This window comes from Burkholderia sp. KJ006 (assembly GCF_000262695.1).
GTDB lineage: Bacteria > Pseudomonadota > Gammaproteobacteria > Burkholderiales > Burkholderiaceae > Burkholderia > Burkholderia vietnamiensis.
The window spans coordinates 112,301-131,191 of sequence record NC_017920.1 but is presented as its reverse complement, the minus strand read 5'-3'; the positions used below and the strand labels follow the sequence as shown (position 1 = coordinate 131,191).

Below are 18,891 nucleotides of genomic sequence, written 5' to 3'. Positions count from 1 at the left end.
CGGGCGGCGCCGTGCAGCGGCACGTGCGCCGGGTCCGTCGGTGGCTTTCCGTGCGACGTGCCCGTCGCGTGCTTGGGATGCGGGCCGCGCCCGCGCGTTACAGCGAACGCAATCGCCGCGCGCCCTCGATCAGCGTCGCGTCGTCCTTCGAGAAACTGAGGCGGATCACGCCCGTATCGGTGCCGTCCGCATAGAACGCCGACAACGGAATCGTCGCGACGCGCACATCGCGGATCACGCGCAGCACGAAGTCGCTGTCGCGTTCGTCCGACAGGTGCCGGAAGCGCGCGAGCATGAAGAACGAGCCCTCGCTCGGCAGCAGCTGCAGGCGCGAGCCGGCCAGCTCGCGCGCGAGCAGGTCGCGCTTGGCCTGATAGAACGCCGACAGGCCCAGATAGCTTTCCGGCCGCGCGAGCATCTGCGCGAACGCGACCTGCATCGGCGTGTCGGCCGAGAACGTCATGAACTGGTGGACCTTGCGGATCTCGTCCATCAGCGCGGCCGGCGCGACGCAATAACCGACGCGCCAGCCCGTCACGTGGAACGACTTGCCGAACGACGACACGATCACGCTGCGCTCGGCCAGCTCGCGATGCCGCGCGACGCTCTGGTGCTGAGCGCCGTCGAACACGACGTGCTCGTAGACCTCGTCGGACAGCACCACGATGTCGGTATTGCGCGTGAGCTGCGCGAGGCGTTCGAGATCGTCGGCGCGGAACACCGTCGCGGTCGGGTTGTGCGGCGTGTTGACGACGATCATCCGCGTGCGCGGCGTGATCGCCGCGGCCACTTCGTCCCAGTCGACGCGGAAATGCTCGGGCGACAGCTTGATCGCCACCGGCGTCGCGTGCTGCATCCGCACGATCGGCGCATAGCTGTCGAACGCCGGCTCGAAATAGATGACCTCGTCGCCCGGATGCACGAGCGCGCTGATCGCCGCGTACAAGCCCTCGCTCGCGCTCGCGATCACGGTGATCTCGGTGCCCGGATCGTAACGCGCGCCGTACAGCGCCTCGGTCTTTTCCGCGAGCCGCTCGCGCAGCGACACGACGCCGGCCATCGGCGCGTACTGGTTGTGCCCGTCGCGCATCGCGCGCGCGACGCCGTCGATCAGCGCGGGATCGGGCGCGAAATTCGGCGCGCCTTGCGACAGGTTCAGCGCATCGTGCTGCGCGGCAAGCTGGCCGATCACCGTGAAGATCGTCGTGCCGACGTCCGGCAGTTTCGAACGGTGCGTGATGGCGCTTCGCATGACTCCTCCTGATGTCCGTCGGGCATGCCGGCGCGGTGCGCGGCGATGCCGGTGTCGGGCGATTTAGCCCGAGCCAATATCGACGCACAATCGAAAGTTCGTCATGACGGCCATGCGTTTTGCTCATGGCGTTCGATACGCGTGGCCCGGCATCGCGCGGGCATATGCCGTTCACGCATGCGTATCAGGCATCGTCGTGCGGAGAAGCCGCGCGGCCGCGGCGCGTGTCAGTCGTGCAGCGCCGCCAGATAGCCGCCCAGCGCGGCGTGCAGCTCGCGGCGCAGCGCGGCGAAGTCGAGCGCCGGCCCGAGCGTCAGCAGCGCCTGCGACACGCCGCCATAGCAGAGCGCGTGCGCCATCCGCGCGCACGCCTCGAGCCGCGCGGCCGGCGGCGGGTCGCCGGCCTGCGCGAGCGCGTCGCGCCACAACGCGACATAGGCCGTGTAATGGCGGCGGTACGCGGCAAGCGGCGACACCTGACGCTCCAGCACGAACAGCGCGCCCCACAGCGCCGCATCGGCGGCGATCACTTCCACCTGCAGATCGACGAGCGCGGCCGCGACCTCGGCGCGCGGCATGCCGCGCAGCCCGTGCGCGGCCGCACGCAGCCGCTCGGCGAGCGCCAGCACGCGCCGGTGGATGCACAGCGCGGCGAGGCTCTGCTTGTCGCCGAAGTATTCGTAGAAGGTGCCGACGCTCACGCCGGCGACCGCCGCGATCTCGCGGATCGTCACGTTCGCGTGCCCGCGTTCGAGCAAAAGCTGAACGAACGCCTGCTGCAACGCATCGGACGTGGCCTGAGCGCGCGACTGGCGCGGCCGGCGGCGCAACGCGGGCGCGGGTTGCGCGCCCGGCTGACCGGGCGGCGCCGGAACCTGAACATGTCGCGGCGGCATATTTGCTACTCTGAAATTCAGCGGAACACGCGGTTGACGGGAAACCGGCACACGAGCGGCCGCGAAGCACGACACCGGAGACAGCCCGATGACCGAAGCGACCCATGCCGTCACGAACCAGTTCGACGAACTGGTCGACTATAACCTGTTCGCCACCGACGCCGCGCTGCGCGACGCGCTCGCCCGCGCGGGCGCCGGCTGGGCCGCGCCGCAGCTCGACGCATACGGCGCGCGACTCGGCAGCGCCGACACGGCGCGCCTCGCCGACGAAGCGAACCGCCACACGCCCGAGCTGAACGCGTTCGACCGGCGCGGGCGCCGCATCGACCGTGTCGAGTTCCACCCGGCCTGGCACACGCTGCTCGGCATGTACCGCAACGAAGGCCTGGTGTCGCTCGCGTTCCGCGACACACGCCGCGGCCGCTGGGCGGCGACCGCGGCGGGCTTCTACCTGCACGGCCAGATCGAGGCCGGCACGCTGTGCCCGGCGACGATGACGCAGGCCGCGATTCCGCTGCTGCAGAAGGAGCCCGCGCTGTGGGCGCTGCTGCGCGACAAGCTGTACAGCGACGACTACGATCCGCGCGACGTGCCGCTCGCCGGCAAGCGCTCGATCTGGTTCGGGATGGGCATGACGGAGAAACAGGGCGGCTCCGACGTGCGCGCCAACACGACACTCGCGACCGCCAGCGGCGCCGGTGGGCGCGGCGGCGAATACCGGCTGCGCGGGCACAAGTGGTTCTTCTCCGCGCCGATGTGCGACGCGCATCTCGTCGTCGCGCGCACCGAAGCGGGCGGCCCGTCGTGCTTCTACGTGCCGCGCTGGCGGCCCGACGGCACGAAGAACGCGGTCGAGATCCAGCGGCTGAAGAACAAGGTCGGCAACCGCAGCAACTCGAGCAGCGAGATCGAGCTGAACGACGCGTGGGGCATCATGCTCGGCGACGAGGGGCGCGGCATTCCGACCATCATCGAGATGGCGACCTACACGCGGCTGAACTGCGTGCTCGGCAGCGCGGCGATGCTGCGCCAGGGCGTCGTGCAGGCGATCGCGTACACGCGCCAGCGCCACGCGTTCGGGCGGGCGCTCGCCGAGCAGCCGCTGATGCGCACGGTGCTCGCCGATCTCGCGCTCGAGAGCGAGGCGGCGCTGGTGCTGGCGATGCGCATCGCCGACGCATTCGAGCTCGACGACTCGCCGCGCGAGCGCGCATGGAAGCGGATCGTCACGCCGGCCGCGAAGTTCTGGGTCTGCAAGCGCGCGGTCGAGCTGACCGGCGAGGTGATGGAAGTGTTCGGCGGCAACGGCTACGTCGACGACGGGCCGATTGCGCGGCTGTTCCGCGAAGCGCCGGTGAATTCGATCTGGGAAGGCTCGGGCAACGTGATGTGCATCGACGTGTTGCGCGCCGTGTCGCGCGAGCCCGACGCGGCGGCCGCGCTGCTCGCCGAGCTGACGGAGCTGGGCGCGGGCGAGCCGCGCATCCGCGCGGCGCTCGACGTGCTGCACGCGATGCTGGCGACGCCGGCCGACGCGCTCGAAGCCTCGGCGCGCCTGTTCGCGCAGCGGCTCGCGCTGGTGGCGCAGGCCTGCCTGCTCACACGCGATGCGCCCGCCGCGGTCGCCGATGCGTTCATCGCGACGCGGCTCGCGGCGCCGGACTGGGGACGCGTCGCGGGCGGCTTCGATCCGCGTGCGATGGATGTCGCGGCGTTGCTGGAGCGTGCGTACCGCGCCTGACGTCGCCGCAGTACCCGCCAACCCGCCAACAAAAAAGCCGCCGGGCTCGAAGGCCCGACGGCTTTCCCGCAGGATGCGCGACGCGACGCCGTTCGGCGCCGCCCGCGATCCGCATCGTGCTTACTTGCCGCCGATGCTCTTCAGCGGCTTCCACTCGCCCTTCTCGACCTTGTACATCGTGATGCCGCCGTTCTTCAGGTCGCCCTTCGCGTCGTACGCGACGTGCGTCGACGTCACGCCGGCCATGTCGGTCTTCGCGAGGACCGGCAGATACTTCGCCGGATCGGTCGAATCGGCCTTCTTCATCGCGTTCAGCATCGCCATCGCGCCGTCGTAGGCATACGGCGAGTAGGTCTGGACGTCTTCGCCGAAACGCTTCTTGTACTTCTCCGCGTACGACTTGCCGCCGGGCATTTCGTCGAGCGGCAGGCCGGCCAGCGATGCGATCGTGCCGTCGGCCGCGTTGCCCGCGATCTTCAGGAACGTCGGCGTCTTCACCATTTCGCCGCTCATCAGCGGTGCGGTGAAGCCGAGCGTCTTCATCTGCTTGACCATCGGCGCTGCCTGTGAGTCCGCGCCGCCGTAGTAGACGAGATCCGGCTTCGCCGCCTTCAGCTTGGTCAGGATCGCCTTGAAGTCGACGGCCTTGTCGTTCGTGAATTCACGATCGACGATCGTCGCGCCGGCCGCCTTCGCAGCCTTCTCGAACTGGTCGGCAAGACCCTGGCCATAAGCCGTGCGGTCGTCGACGATCGCGATCTTCTTCAAGCCGAGATCCTTCGCCGCGAAGGTGCCCGCCACCGAGCCCTGCTGCGTGTCGGACGTCATCATGCGGAAGGTCGTCTTGTAACCCTGCTGCGTGTATTCCGGCGCCGTCGCCATCGCGATTTCCGGAATGCCGGCGTTCGCGTAGATGCGCGATGCCGGAATCGTCGTGCCCGAGTTGAAGTGGCCGAGCATGCCCTTGATGCCGTCGTCGACCAGCTTCTGCGCGACCGTCGTGCCGGTGCGCGGGTCAGCCTGATCGTCCTGTGTCTCGAGCACGAACTTCACCGGCTTGCCGCCGATCTTCGGGTTCGTCGCGTTGAAGTCTTCCAGCGCGAGCACGATCCCGTTCTGCATATCCTTGCCGTAGTGAGCCTGGGCGCCCGTCATCGGCCCTGCGTAACCGATCTTCACGTCGTCCGCATGGGCCGTCCCCGCAAGCGACATGACAGCGACGAACGTCGCGCCTGCCAGCTTTTTCATCGTGTGTTGCATAGCATCTCCTTGGTACCAGGGTAAATGGAGCGGCTTCGGGATCGCCTTGCCACTCCCTTTGTTTGATCCGAACGGCAAGGATCGTCAGCCGATCGTCATCAAATTCGCATTGCCACCCGCCGCGGCCGTGTTCACGCTGACCGAGCGCTCGGTCAGCAGCCGCTCGAGCGCGTAGTCTTCCGCGTCGCCGTTCTCGAACGCGCCCGCCGACACGCCCTGCACCGACACGATCGGCCCCGGGCGCTGCGCGACGTCCTTCACGAGCGTCTGCAGCTCGTCGCTGTCGCCTTCGAACAGCACGGCGTCGAACGGCGCGTCGGCCTGCTTGCGCACGGCCGCATGGCCCTTCAGCGCGGCCGGCAGCGCGGCGACCAGCGCCTCGCCCGCCGAGCCGGCGAACAGCGCCCGGTTGCCCGTCGCCAGCACCGCCGCGAACTGCGCGCGCGCGCCGCTCGGCGTGGCCGCGACACACAGCACCGTGCCGCGCGGGCCGAGTGTATACGTGTTTCGCTCGCCCGTCGGCCCGGTCAGCACGGCCGTCGCACCGGCCGGCACCTGGGACAGATAGCCGTCGCAGCGCGCCGCCAGCGCCGGCTCGCGCTGCTCGATCAGCCAGTCGCGCAGCGCGGTGAGCGCCGCCGCCGGATTGCCGCGCTGCTCGCCTTCGGCCACGCCGTCGGCGATCAGCGTCTGCGCGAGCGCCTTCGGCAAGCCCGACGGACGCGTCGCGAGCAGACGCTGCAGGTACAGCGCGCCGCCGGCCTTCGGGCCCGTGCCCGACAGCCCTTCGCCGCCGAACGGCTGCACGCCGACCACCGCGCCGATCACGTTGCGGTTCACGTAGATGTTGCCGACGTGCGCATTGGCGATCACGTGCGCGATCGTCTCGTCGATCCGCGTGTGGATGCCGAGCGTGAGCCCGTAACCGGTCGCGCGGATCTGCTCGAGCAGCTTGTCGAGCTGGCTGCGGCGGTAACGCACCACGTGCAGCACGGGGCCGAACACCTCGCGCTTCAACTCGTCGATGCTGCCGATCTCGATCAGCGTCGGCGGCACGAAGGTGCCGTGCGCGCAGGCGTCGGGCATCGGCAGCTGCGTGACCGCGTGGCCCTTGTCCTTCATCGCGGCGACGTGCGTGTCGATCGTCTGCTTCGCTTCGGCGTCGATCACCGGGCCGACGTCGGTCGACAGACGGTCCGGGTTGCCGAGCGCCAGCTCGTGCATCGCGCCCTTGAGCATCGTCAGCGTACGGTCGGCGACATCGTCCTGCAGACACAGAACGCGCAGCGCCGAGCAGCGTTGACCGGCCGAGTCGAACGACGATTGCATCACGTCCGCGACGACCTGCTCCGCGAGCGCCGACGAGTCGACGATCATCGCGTTCTGGCCGCCCGTTTCGGCGATCAGCGGAATCGGCTTGCCGTCCGGGTCGAGCCGCGCGGACAGCGTCTTGTTGATCAGGCGCGCGACTTCGGTCGAGCCGGTGAACATCACCGCACGCGTGCGCGGATCGGCGACCAGCGCCGCGCCGACGGTTTCGCCGGTGCCCGGCAGCAGCTGCACCGCGCCGGCCGGCACGCCGGCCTCGCGCAGCAGGCGCACGGCCTGCGCGGCGATCAGCGGCGTCTGTTCGGCCGGCTTGGCGAGCACCGTGTTGCCGGCCGCGAGCGCGGCGGCCACCTGCCCCATGAAGATCGCGAGCGGGAAGTTCCACGGGCTGATGCAGACCACCGGGCCGAGCGGACGGTGCGTGTCGTTCGAGAACTCGCCGCGGATCTGCGCCGCGTAGTAGCGCAGGAAGTCGACGGCTTCGCGGATTTCGGCGATCGCGTTCGGCAGCGACTTGCCGGCTTCGCGCACGATCAGGCCCATCAGCGTGTGCATCTGCGCTTCGAGCAGATCGGCTGCGCGCACCAGGCAGTCGGCGCGCGCATCGACCGGCGTCGCCTGCCAGATCGGCGCGGCCGCGACCGCGTGGGCGAGCGCCGCGCTCACGTGCTCGGACGTCGCTTCGCTGACCGCGCCGACCACGTCGCGCTGGTCGGCCGGGTTGCGCACGTCGCGCGCCGGGGCGTCGGCGAGCGCGTCGTCGGCCAGCATCGGCGCCGCGCGCCACGGATGATGCGCGCTCGCGAGCAGCGCCGACGACAGCGACGCGAGACGGTGCTCGTTCGACAGGTCGAGGCCCATCGAGTTGGCGCGCTCGTCGCCGTACAGGTTGCGCGGCAGCGGGATCTTCGCGTGCGGCGCGCCGAGCGGCACGACCTTCGACGCCTCGTCGACCGGGTCGGCGACCAGCTCCTTCACCGATACCGTCTTGTCGGCGATGCGGTTCACGAACGACGTGTTCGCGCCGTTCTCCAGCAGGCGGCGCACGAGGTACGCGAGCAGCGTTTCGTGCGTGCCGACCGGCGCGTAGACGCGGCACGGGCGGTTCAGCTTATCGCGGCCGGTGACTTCCTCGTACAGCGGCTCGCCCATCCCGTGCAGGCACTGGAATTCGTACTGGCCCGGGTAGTAGTTCTGGCCGGCCAGGTGATAGATCGCGGCGAGCGTGTACGCGTTGTGCGTCGCGAACTGCGGGTACACGGCGTCGGGCGCCGCGAGCAGCTTCTTCGCGCACGCGAGGTACGACACGTCGGTGTAGATCTTGCGCGTATAGACCGGATAGCCTTCGAGGCCGTCGACCTGCGCGCGCTTGATTTCGCTGTCCCAGTACGCGCCCTTCACGAGGCGGATCATCAGGCGGTGACGGCTGCGGCGCGCGAGATCGATCAGGTAGTCGATCACGAACGGGCAACGCTTCTGATAGCCCTGCACGACGAAACCGATGCCGTTCCAGCCGGCGAGATCCGGATCGAAACACAGCGCCTCGAGCAGGTCGAGCGACAGCTCGAGCCGGTCGGCTTCTTCCGCGTCGATGTTCAGGCCGATGTCGTAGCGGCGCGCGAGCAGCGCGAGCGCACGCACGCGCGGCAGCAGCTCGCTCATCGTGCGGTCCTGCTGCGAGCGCGAGTAGCGCGCGTGCAGCGCCGACAGCTTGATCGAGATGCCCGGGCCCTCGTAGATGCCGCGGCCGCCCGCGGCCTTGCCGATCGCGTGGATCGCCTGCTCGTACGACGCGTAGTAGCGCAGCGCGTCCTCTTCGGTGGTCGCCGCTTCGCCGAGCATGTCGTACGAGTAGCGGAAGCCGCGCGCTTCGTACTTGCGGCTGTTCGCCAGCGCTTCCGAAATCGTCTCGCCGGTGACGAACTGCTCGCCCATCAGGCGCATCGCCATGTCGACGCCCTTGCGGATCAGCGGCTCGCCGCCGCGCCCGATCAGGCGCGTGAGCGCCGACGACAGCCCCGCTTCGCTGTTGGTCGTCACCAGCTTGCCGGTGATCATCAGGCCCCAGGTCGCCGCGTTCACGAACAGCGACGGCGCGTGGCCGACGTGCGAGCGCCAGTCGCCCTTGCTGATCTTGTCGCGGATCAGCGCATCGCGCGTCGCGCGGTCGGGGATGCGCAGCAGCGCTTCGGCGAGGCACATCAGCGCGACGCCTTCCTGGCTCGACAGCGAAAACTCGTGGATCAGCCCTTCGACGCCGCCGCCCGAGCTCTTCTCGCGCAGCGTCTCGACGAGGTGCGTCGCGAGCGTCTGCACGTCCGCCTGCAGGTTCGCCGGCAGGCGCGCCTGGCCCAGCAGGAACGGCACGCATTCCGGCTCGGGGCGGCGATACGCGGCGGTGATCGCCGCGCGCAGCACCGATTGCGGCTGCACGTTCTGCGCGAACTCGAGGAACGGATGCGGCGAGTTGTCGTCGTCTTCCGCCGCGTGGCCGTCGGCGAGCTCGGTCACGCCGCTGCTGCCCGACAGCTCGGGCGGCAACTGACCGTGCTCGATGCGCTCGAGATACGCGAAGATCGCCTGCTTGATCAGCCAGTGGGGAGTGCGCTCGAGACGCGTCGCCGCGTCTTTCAGGCGCGAGCGGAGAAGGTCGTCGACTTTGACGCCGAGAGTCGTGCTTGCCATGGTGGGTTCGTGCGCCGGCGCGGGTCCGGCCATGTGGTGTGAGAGGATGCGCGAAATCCTACGGCACGCAATAAAAAGGTGCAACCGAATTACACGGCCGGTTGCACCCATTGGATAGTCAATATAATCAGCCACTTAGGCGGTTGCAACCTAGGAGTTGCCCGTGGTCGGCGGATCGGTGTTTTCCCTGATCCGTGCCGTTTGGCCGGCGGCGGCGGCTTTTGCGGCGTGTGGCCGAAGCGGGTTGCACTGACGGTGTCGACGCGCGCGGCGCCGCGCACGCGGCGGGCCGGCAGGCGGGAAAGGGCCATAGCGTGGCGGCGTGAAGCGGCAGCCCGCGCCGCGCTCAGATGTCGAGCGGATCGACCTCGATGCTCCACCGCAGCACGCCCTTCAACGCGCGCAGCTGCGGCTGCCATGCGCGCAGCGCATGCTGCAGCGCCGAGCGCGACGCGCTCTCGAGCAGCAGCTGCGCGCGATGGACGTTCGCGACCTTCACGATCGTCATCGGCACGGCGTCGTAGACGGTCACGCGCTCGGCGCCCGGCAGCCCCGGCAGCGCGGCGGCCGCCTGCAGCAGGAACCCGAGCGCCGCGTCGAGCGTGCGCCCTTCGGCGCGCAACAGCGCCTGGTAGACGAACGGCGGCAGGTGCGCGTCGCGCCGCTCGCCGAGCGTCGAATTGGCGAAGCCGACGTAATCGTGCCGGCCGAGCGCGTGATACAGCGCGTGACGCGGATAGCGCGTCTGCACGAGCACCTCGCCGGGCAGCCCGGCGCGGCCCGCGCGGCCGCTCACCTGCATCAGTTGCGCGAACAGCCGCTCGCTCGCGCGGAAATCGTGCGAGAACAGCGCGGTGTCGGCATTCAGCACGCCGACGAGCGAGACGCGCTGGAAGTCGTGCCCCTTCGCGATCATCTGCGTGCCGACCAGGATGTCCACCTCGCCCGCATGCACGTTGGAGAACAGCGCCTGCGCGCTGCCCTTGCGGCGCGTGCTGTCCGCGTCGATGCGCAGCACGCGCGCGCCCGGCACGGCCTCGGCGAGCGCCTCCTCGATGCGCTGGGTGCCGCGGCCGAGCGGTGCGATGTCGACGTTTCCGCATTCCGGACACGAGCGCGGAATGCGCGCTTCCCAGCCGCAGTGATGGCAGCGCAGCGCATGCTCGGGCTTGTGCAGCACGACGTAGGCGCTGCAGCGCGGGCAGCCGGCGACCCAGCCGCATGCGTCACACGCGAGTTGCGGCGCGTAGCCGCGCCGGTTCAGGAACACGAGGCTCTGTTCGCCGCGTTCGAGGCGCGCCTTCAGCGCCGCGACGAGCGGCCCGGAGAGTCCGCCCATCGACGCGCGCCCGCGCCGCCGCTCCTCTTCGAGATCGATCAGGCGCACGGTCGGCAGCGTCGCATCGGCCACCGCGCGGCGCGACAGCGTGAGCCGCGTGTAGCGGCCCTGCTCGGCCTGCCACCAGCTCTCGAGCGACGGCGTCGCCGAGCCGAGCACGACCGGAATGCCGAGATGCTTCGCACGCCATACGGCCAGATCGCGCGCCGAATAGCGCAGGCCTTCCTGCTGCTTGTACGCGGGCTCGTGTTCTTCGTCGACGACGATCAAGGCGAGCATCGGCAACGACGCGAGCACCGCCAGCCGCGTGCCGAGCACGATGCGCGCGCGCCCGGTATGTGCGGCGAGCCAGTTGCGCGCGCGTTCGCCTTCGGCGAGCCCGCTGTGCAGCGTGACGATCGCGTCGTCGGCGAGCGTGCCCGCGAAGCGCGCGCGAAACGCGGCCTCGAACTGCGGCGTCAGGTTGATTTCGGGCACCAGCACGAGCGCCTGCGCGTCCGGCCGCGCGTCGAGCAACGCGGCCAGCGCGTGCAGATAGACCTCGGTCTTGCCGCTGCCGGTCACGCCGTGCAGCAGGAACGGCGCGAAGCCCTGTGCCGCGCGAATCGCGTCGAGCGCCTCGGCCTGCTGGTCGGTCAGCGCCGGCGGCACAGATCTTCCACTGCTTGTCGACAGGTTATCCACAGCTTTGGGCACAGGCGCATCGCCCCAGCCGATTTCGTCGACGGCCACCCAGCCCCGCGCCGCCCAGTCGTCGAGCGTCGCGGCGGCCTTCGGGTGCATCGCGCGCGCATCGGGCAGCGTCAGCGAATCGGCGTCCGCGAGTGCCTGGGCGAGCCGCCGCAGCGCGGCGCCTCGTGCGGGCAGCGCATCGGGAAGCGCCGCGCGGCCGGCGTCGGTCAGCCGATAGCGCAGCTCCGGCGCCAGCAGCCGGCCCCAGCGCTGCGCGTCGCGCAGCGCCTGCGGCAACGCCGGCAACGCGACTTCGCCGCGCCCGCGCTGATAGTAGTCGGCCGCGAATGCAACGAGCGCCAGCCAGTCCGATCCGAGCGGCGGAAGCTCGGTACAGACCGCATCGATCGCGCGCAAGCGGGAGGGCGGCACATCCGTGTGAGTCGTCACTTCGCACACGAGGCCGACGGCCTGCCGCTTGCCGAACGGCACCTGGACCAGCGTGCCCGGCCCCGGCACCGGCTGCACGTCGCAACGATAGTCGAACAGCGTGGCCAGCGGATGGTCGAGCGCGACCCGCAGATAGGCGCCGTCCATCACCGCACTCCCGCGGCGATGGACGCAGCGCCGACGCAGTGCAGCACGCCGGGTGCGGTGGCGGACTTAAAGTAAAACTTCACATTCGGCGCTAAGTTTTGGATTCGCATTAGGAATCGCCGTATACCCTGACCAGCCTGTGGATAACTTTGTTGAGAACTCGGCGCGGAATAGCCGAGAAGGGCGTGCGGCGGCGCTTTCCGCCGATTTCGGCCGCGCTGCGCCGCGCCCCGCGGAGCCTTATTCCATAAGGCTGCTATTCAAATTCCCCAACCATAGCGAGACAATTCGACCGATACAGGCCTCTACCGCGCTGCAACGTGGAAAATGTGTATAAGTCAAGTCTTGACAAGCGATGAATCGGCATCCGGGGCGGGGTTGCGCCCTGTTTAGCGCCGGCCGCGAAACGCTGCGATTCCGCGGCGCAGCATGCCGGCGCTTGCGTTCAGCCCGCGGCTCCGCTACGCAGCTTGCGGCTGTAGCCATGCACCTCGTCGACGAGTTCGGCGACGTGGTCGGGCGACGTGAACTGCGAAATGCCGTGGCCGAGGTTGAACACGTGGCCCGGGTGATTGCCGTAGCTGTCGAGTACCGCGCGCGCCTGTTCCCGCACTGCAGCAGGCGGCGCGAACAGGATCGTCGGGTCGAGGTTGCCCTGCAACGCCACGCGCCCCGCCACGCGCTCGCGCGCGGCGCCGAGATTCACCGTCCAGTCGAGCCCGACCGCGTCGACGCCGGTCGCCGCGATTTCCTCGAGCCACAGCCCGCCGCCCTTCGTGAACGTGATCACCGGCACGCGTTCGCCGTCGTGCTCGCGCTTGAGCTGCGCGACCACGCGGCGGATGTAATCCAGCGAGAAGCGCTGGTATGCGCCGTCGGCCAGCGCGCCGCCCCAGGTGTCGAAGATCATCACGGCCTGCGCGCCGGCTTCGATCTGCGCGTTCAGGTACGCGGCCACGGCCTGCGCGTTCACGTCGAGGATCCGGTGCATCAGGTCGGGGCGCGAATACGCCATCGACTTCACCGTGCGGAAATCGTCCGATCCGCCGCCTTCGACCATGTAGCACGCGAGCGTCCACGGGCTGCCCGAGAAGCCGATCAGCGGCACGCGCTGCCGGCCCTGACCGTCGGTCAGCGCGCGACGGATCTCGCGCACCGCGCCCGTGACATAGCCGAGCGTTTCGTCGATGTCCGGCACCGCGAGCTTCGCGACGTCGGCCTCGGTGCGCACCGGATGCGCGAACTTCGGCCCTTCGCCGGCCTGGAAGTCGAGGCCGAGCCCCATGGCATCGGGAATCGTCAGGATGTCGGAGAACAGGATCGCCGCATCGAGCGGGAAACGATCGAGCGGCTGCAACGTCACTTCGGTCGCGTAGTCGGGATTCTTCGCGAGGCCGAGGAAACTGCCGGCGCGGGCGCGCGTCGCGTTGTATTCGGGCAGATAGCGGCCGGCCTGGCGCATCAGCCAGATCGGCGTGTAGTCGGTCGGCTCGCGCAGAAGCGCACGCAGGAAGGTGTCGTTGAGCAGGGTATAGGCCACGGTAGGAGCGACGATGCGAGAGCAAACCGGCATTTTACCGGAGCGCGGCCGCGCGGCCGTCATGCCGATGCGATGGCGGCCATATGACGCGCGCGACGGCTCCGTTATGATCGAACGCTGATATCACCGAACAACGGAGGAGACCGATGAAACGATTCGCCACACTCGCCGCGCTGGGCGCCGCGACGCTGTTCTGCTGCGGCGCCGCGCATGCGCAGGCCACTGCGGCCACGGCCGCCGCAGGCTCGCGGCTCGACGACGTGCTCGCACGCGGCACGCTGCGCGTCTGCACGACCGGCGACTACAAACCGTATTCGTACTATCGGGGCGACGGGCGCTTCGAGGGCATCGACATCGACATGGCCGAATCGCTCGCGACTTCGCTCGGCGTGAAGGCCGAGTTCGTGAAGACGAGCTGGTCGAGCCTCACCAACGACTTCGTCGCGAAATGCGATATCGCCGTGGGCGGCGTGTCGACGACGCTCGAGCGTCAGAAGCGCGTGTTCTTCACGCAACCGTACGTGGTCGACGGCAAGACGCCGATCGTGCGCTGCGCCGACGCCGACAAATACCAGACCATCGCGCAGATCGACCGGCCCGAGACCCGCGTGATCGTGAACCCGGGCGGCACCAACGAGCGCTTCGCGAAGCAGTTCTTCACGCACGCGAACCTGAGCGTTTATCCGGACAACGTGACGATCTTCAAGCAGATCCTCGCCGGCAAGGCCGACGTGATGGTGACCGATGCGTCCGAGACGCTGCTGCAGCAAAAGCTGAATCCGGGCCTGTGCTCGGTGCATCCGGACAAGCCGTTCCAGTTCGGCGAAAAAGCCTACATGGTGCCGCGCGGCGACGTCGTGTTTCAGCAGTACGTCGACCAGTGGCTGCATCTCGCGCTGGCGACCGGCGCGTACCAGACGATCTCCGACAAGTGGCTGAAATGATGTGATGGCCGGCGGCGGCGGGCGTCGAACATGTATCCGGCCGCCCGTCGCGCACGCCGAACCCGTTTCAAAATCTTTCTGACGATTGAATCGGCGAGCGCGGCATCTGCCGCGCAATGCGCGTTTCGCCGAGCAAATCCGCAATTCGACGACACTGAACCGCGCGAAAACCGCATTACGCGCACGCGATGAAAACTCGGCGGAAAAGATAAGTAAATATGACCTTTTTCAGGACGCCGAAAACAGCAAAAAATCCCGGAAAGCCTTGTCCGACGGGCGTTACAACCTGAAACACTTTGTTACCGCGATGGGCCGTCAATTCGCCCACAATGGCCTCAACGGTTTCAACACGGATGCGGTCTCGTGTGCCAAGTGTGAGCGGACGCGAAGCGCTGCGAGCCCAGTCGGTCACGTACCGAAGCCCTTCCCAGGGGCATCCCTGTTGGAGTCGTTTCCGGCCCCCCGCCGGATCCGGTTTCAACTTTGGTCTCCTCGCGCTAACCCCGTAGCGTGTGGTTTTTAGCGGGCTAATAAGCCCGCTTTTTTTCGTCCATCGAAAACGCAACGGCCTGCCGGCCGCCGCGTTTCCTCCGGCGCCGTACCGCTTCACGCGGTCTTCTGCACGTCGAGCTTCAACTCTTCGATCATCCGTTCGCGCATCACGAATTTCTGCACCTTGCCGGTCACCGTCATCGGCAGTTCGTCGACGAAGCGGATGTAGCGCGGAATCTTGTAGTGCGCGATCTGGCCTTGGCAGAACGCGCGCACGTCGTCTTCGGTCATCTGCTCGCCGGCGCGCAGCACGATCCACGCGCACAGCTCCTCGCCGTATTTCGCATCGGGCAGGCCGAACACCTGCGCGCTCTGAATCTTCGGATGCCTGAACAGGAATTCTTCGATCTCGCGCGGATACACGTTCTCGCCGCCGCGAATCACCATGTCCTTCAGCCGGCCGACGATGTTGCAGTAGCCCTGCCCGTCGAGCGTCGCGAGATCGCCCGTGTGCATCCAGCCGTCGATCAGCACCTCGCGCGTCTTCGCGTCGTCGTCCCAGTAGCCGAGCATCACCGAATAGCCCTTCGTGCACAGCTCGCCGGTCGCGCCGACCGGCACGATGTCGCCGCCCGGGTCGACGATCTTCACCTCGAGATGCGGCTGAATCCGCCCGACCGTCGTCGTGCGCTTCTCGAGCGGATCGTCGGTCGAGCTCTGGAACGACACGGGGCTCGTTTCGGTCATCCCGTACGCGATCGTGATCTCCGACAGATGCATCTGCGACACGACGCGCTTCATCGTCTCGATCGGGCAAGGCGAACCGGCCATGATCCCGGTGCGCAGCGTCGACAGGTCGAACGTCTTGAACTCGGGATGATCGAGTTCGGCGATGAACATCGTCGGCACGCCGTGCAGCGCGGTGCATCGCTCGTCGGCCACGGCCGCGAGCGTCGCGACCGGATCGAACGCCTCGCCGGGGAACACCATCGCCGCGCCCGTCGACACGCACGCGAGCACCGCCAGCACCATCCCGAAGCAGTGATACAGCGGCACGGGAATGCAGAGCGCGTCCTGTTCGGTGAAGCGCATCGCCATCGCGATCGAGCGCGCGTTGTTGACGACGTTGCGGTGCGTGAGCGTCGCACCCTTGGGGCTTCCCGTGGTGCCGCTCGTGAACTGGATGTTGATCGCCTCGCCGGCCGCGAGCGTCGCGCCGATCGCATCGAGCCGCGCGGCATCGAGCGTGTCGCGGCCGCGCGCCATCACGTCCGCGAAGCGGAACATGCCGGCAGGCGCGACGTCTCCCATCGACACGACCGTGCGCAGGCTCGGCACGCGCGCCGCGTGCAGATCGCCGGGCGTCGCGCTCGCGAGTTCGGGTGCGATCGTCTGCAGCATCTCGACATAGGCGGAGCTCTTGAAGCGCTCGGCCGCGATCACGGCCTTGCAGCCCACCTTGTTGAGCGCGTATTCGAGTTCCGCGAGCCGGTAGGCCGGGTTGATGTTGACGAGCACCGCGCCGATGCGCGCGGTCGCGAACTGCGTCAGCAGCCATTCGCTGCGGTTCGGCGACCAGATGCCGACGCGATCGCCCTTCACGATCCCGAGCTCGACGAGGCCGGCCGCCAGCACGTCGACCTCGTGCGCGAATTCGCGCCAGCTCCAGCGCACCTGCTGCTCGCGGAACACGACCGCCGGGCGGTCCGGAAAGCGGCCGGCCGTGTCGAGCAGGAAGCGGCCGATCGTCGCTTCGGATAGCGGCACGTCGGTTGCGCCGCGCACGTACGAGAGTCCGTTTTCGGGCGCGATCAGCGCCCGCATGCCAAGGTCTGCTGCCATCGATGTCTCCGTCCGTTTTTTTGTCTGATCGGCCCGGCGCGCGCGTTAGGCGCACCGCTCCGCCGCACTCGCGACGGGCGGCCTACGAGCGGATGATGCCGCGCTCCGCTGACGACACTCTGACATCGAATCGCTGCGCGCGGATGAAATAGCACGATCGGACGATACGACGCGGCCGGCACAACCGCGACGAAACCGCCGGACGAAAAAAAAGCAGCCCGAAGGCTGCTTTCTTTCGCGGGATACGCGCGCGCGGCTCAGTGCCGGCTGCGGATCTTCGCCAGACGCTGGATCGCTTCGAGCTGCGCCATCGCGGTCGCGAGCTCCGATTGCGCCTTTGCGAGGTCGAGGTCCGACTTCGCGTTCTGCAGCGTTTCCTCGGCACGCTTGCGCGCGTCCTCGGCTTTCGCCGCGTCGAGGTCCTTGCCGCGGATCGCGGTATCGGCGAGCACCGTCACGGCGCCCGGCTGCACTTCGAGGATGCCGCCCGCGACGAACACGAATTCGTCGTTGCTGCCCTCGACTTCGATGCGCACCGCACCCGGACGGATCCGCGTGATCAGCGGCGTGTGACCCGGCAGAATACCCAGCTCACCCGTTTCGCCCGGCAGCGCGACGAATTTCGCCTCGCCCGAGAAGATCTGCTCTTCCGCGCTGACGACGTCTACTTTGATGGTTGCCATATCGACTCCTGTCAACGAGCGCAAACGCCGCAAGGCGCGTGCGCTCGTCCCATGCACGGCGGGTTGAGCGTATTGCGGTCGGCGCGGCCGGCCGGCGCACGAGCCATCGACGGTTCGTGCAGCCGGCCGGCGCGCGCCAGCGTGCTACTCACTCAAGCCCTTACTGGATCTTCTTGGCCTTTTCGAAGGCTTCGTCGATCGTGCCGACCATGTAGAACGCCTGTTCCGGCAGGTGGTCGCACTCGCCGTCGACGATCATCTTGAAGCCGCGGATCGTTTCCTTCAGCGGCACGTACTTGCCCGGCGAGCCCGTGAACACTTCCGCGACGTGGAACGGCTGCGACAGGAAACGCTGGATCTTACGCGCACGTGCGACCGACAGCTTGTCTTCCGGCGACAGTTCGTCCATGCCCAGAATCGCGATGATGTCGCGCAGTTCCTTGTAGCGCTGCAGCGTTTGCTGAACGCGACGCGTGATCGTGTAGTGCTCTTCGCCGATCACGTTCGGGTCGATCTGGCGCGACGTCGAGTCGAGCGGGTCGACCGCCGGGTAGATACCCAGCGAAGCGATGTCACGCGACAGAACGACGGTTGCGTCCAAGTGACCGAAGGTGGTCGCCGGCGACGGGTCGGTCAAGTCGTCCGCAGGGACGTACACGGCCTGAACCGACGTAATCGAGCCCTTCTTGGTCGACGTGATGCGCTCTTGCAGCTTGCCCATTTCTTCAGCCAGCGTCGGCTGATAGCCCACTGCCGACGGCATACGGCCGAGCAGTGCCGACACTTCGGTACCGGCCAGCGTGAAACGGTAGATGTTGTCGACGAAGAACAGCACGTCGAGGCCTTCGTCACGGAAGTGCTCAGCCATCGTCAGGCCGGTCAGCGCGACGCGCAGACGGTTGCCCGGCGGCTCGTTCATCTGGCCGTACACCAGCGCGACCTTGTCGAGAACGTTCGAGTCCTTCATTTCGTGGTAGAAGTCGTTCCCTTCACGGGTACGCTCGCCCACGCCCGCGAACACGGAGTAACCGCCGTGCTCCTTCGCGATGTTGTTGATGAGCTCCATCATGTTGACGGTCTTGCCCACGCCTGCACCACCGAACAGACCGACCTTGCCGCCCTTCGCGAACGGGCAGATCAGGTCGATGACCTTGATACCCGTTTCGAGCAGTTCGGTCGACGGCGACAGCTCGTCGAACGCCGGAGCCTTCTGGTGGATCGAACGCGTATGTTCGCTTTCGATCGGGCCGGCCTCGTCGATCGGACGGCCGAGGACGTCCATGATACGACCGAGGGTCGGCTTGCCGACCGGCACCGAAATCGGCTTGGCCGTGTTCTTCACGGTCAGGCCGCGGCGCAGGCCGTCGGATGCACCCAGACAGATGGTGCGGACCACGCCGTCGCCCAGCTGCTGCTGGACTTCGAGCGTCAGTTCCGAGCCATCGAGAATAAGCGCGTCGTAGATCTTCGGCATGCTGTCGCGCGGGAATTCCACGTCGATAACGGCGCCGATGCACTGTACGATCTTGCCTTCTACCAAAGCAGCAGTACTCATCGCTTTTCCTTTAAATACCTGATTCTTTACTCGCGCAAAGGCGCAGTTGTCGTCCGGGCGCGCG

At 67.9% G+C, this 18,891-nt stretch carries 12 protein-coding genes; 2 read left to right on the top strand and 10 right to left on the bottom strand.

What is annotated here, in order from left to right; genetic code table 11:
• Positions 1–97 precede the first annotated feature (97 nt).
• Together MYA_RS00555 and MYA_RS00550 are read right to left on the bottom strand one after the other, a co-directional pair.
• Positions 98–1,252 (bottom strand): pyridoxal phosphate-dependent aminotransferase, encoded by a 1,155-nt coding sequence (locus tag MYA_RS00555; protein ID WP_014722182.1) that lies wholly within the window; start codon positions 1,250–1,252, stop codon positions 98–100.
• A 227-nt stretch (positions 1,253–1,479) separates the two neighbouring features.
• Positions 1,480–2,148: a TetR/AcrR family transcriptional regulator gene (locus tag MYA_RS00550; protein ID WP_014722181.1), complete on the bottom strand. Its 669-nt coding sequence runs from the start codon at positions 2,146–2,148 to the stop codon at positions 1,480–1,482.
• Between the two features lie 88 nt (positions 2,149–2,236).
• On the opposite strand from MYA_RS00550, the gene MYA_RS00545 reads away from it, so the two are divergent.
• Positions 2,237–3,889, top strand: a complete 1,653-nt coding sequence (locus tag MYA_RS00545) for an acyl-CoA dehydrogenase family protein (protein WP_014722180.1) — start codon at positions 2,237–2,239, stop codon at positions 3,887–3,889.
• Positions 3,890–4,009: 120 nt separating this feature from the next.
• On the opposite strand, the gene MYA_RS00540 is transcribed toward MYA_RS00545, so the two are convergent.
• The 4 genes from MYA_RS00540 to hemE all read right to left on the bottom strand — a co-directional run bounded on the left by MYA_RS00540 (position 4,010) and on the right by hemE (position 13,311).
• Positions 4,010–5,149: a branched-chain amino acid ABC transporter substrate-binding protein gene (locus MYA_RS00540; RefSeq protein ID WP_011882824.1), complete on the bottom strand. Its 1,140-nt coding sequence runs from the start codon at positions 5,147–5,149 to the stop codon at positions 4,010–4,012.
• Between the two features lie 84 nt (positions 5,150–5,233).
• The gene (gene putA / locus MYA_RS00535; RefSeq protein ID WP_011882823.1) at positions 5,234–9,163 is read right to left on the bottom strand and encodes a trifunctional transcriptional regulator/proline dehydrogenase/L-glutamate gamma-semialdehyde dehydrogenase; all 3,930 of its coding nucleotides are present in this window, start codon (positions 9,161–9,163) and stop codon (positions 5,234–5,236) included.
• A 346-nt stretch (positions 9,164–9,509) separates the two neighbouring features.
• Positions 9,510–11,771 (bottom strand): primosomal protein N', encoded by a 2,262-nt coding sequence (locus MYA_RS00530; RefSeq protein WP_014722179.1) that lies wholly within the window; start codon positions 11,769–11,771, stop codon positions 9,510–9,512.
• A gap of 445 nt (positions 11,772–12,216) precedes the next feature.
• Complete coding sequence (hemE, locus tag MYA_RS00525) at positions 12,217–13,311, bottom strand: uroporphyrinogen decarboxylase (RefSeq protein WP_014722178.1); 1,095 nt, start codon at positions 13,309–13,311, stop codon at positions 12,217–12,219.
• A gap of 146 nt (positions 13,312–13,457) precedes the next feature.
• Between hemE and MYA_RS00520 the strand changes: the two genes are divergently transcribed.
• Positions 13,458–14,255, top strand: a complete 798-nt coding sequence (locus MYA_RS00520) for a transporter substrate-binding domain-containing protein (protein ID WP_014722177.1) — start codon at positions 13,458–13,460, stop codon at positions 14,253–14,255.
• Positions 14,256–14,430: 175 nt separating this feature from the next.
• On the opposite strand, the gene MYA_RS32060 is transcribed toward MYA_RS00520, so the two are convergent.
• From MYA_RS32060 to atpD, 4 genes are all read right to left on the bottom strand, one after another.
• Entirely contained in the window at positions 14,431–14,667 is a 237-nt protein-coding gene (locus MYA_RS32060; RefSeq protein WP_164715973.1) for a hypothetical protein, read from the bottom strand.
• Between the two features lie 194 nt (positions 14,668–14,861).
• Complete coding sequence (locus MYA_RS00515; RefSeq protein WP_014722174.1) at positions 14,862–16,589, bottom strand: AMP-binding protein; 1,728 nt, start codon at positions 16,587–16,589, stop codon at positions 14,862–14,864.
• 257 nt (positions 16,590–16,846) lie between these two features.
• On the bottom strand, positions 16,847–17,272 hold the full coding sequence (locus MYA_RS00510; RefSeq protein WP_011882817.1) for a F0F1 ATP synthase subunit epsilon: 426 nt from the start codon (positions 17,270–17,272) through the stop codon (positions 16,847–16,849).
• Between the two features lie 160 nt (positions 17,273–17,432).
• Positions 17,433–18,827 carry a F0F1 ATP synthase subunit beta gene (gene atpD, locus MYA_RS00505; protein WP_011882816.1) on the bottom strand — a complete coding sequence of 465 codons (1,395 nt, stop codon included), beginning with the start codon at positions 18,825–18,827 and terminating at the stop codon, positions 17,433–17,435.
• Positions 18,828–18,891 lie beyond the last annotated feature (64 nt).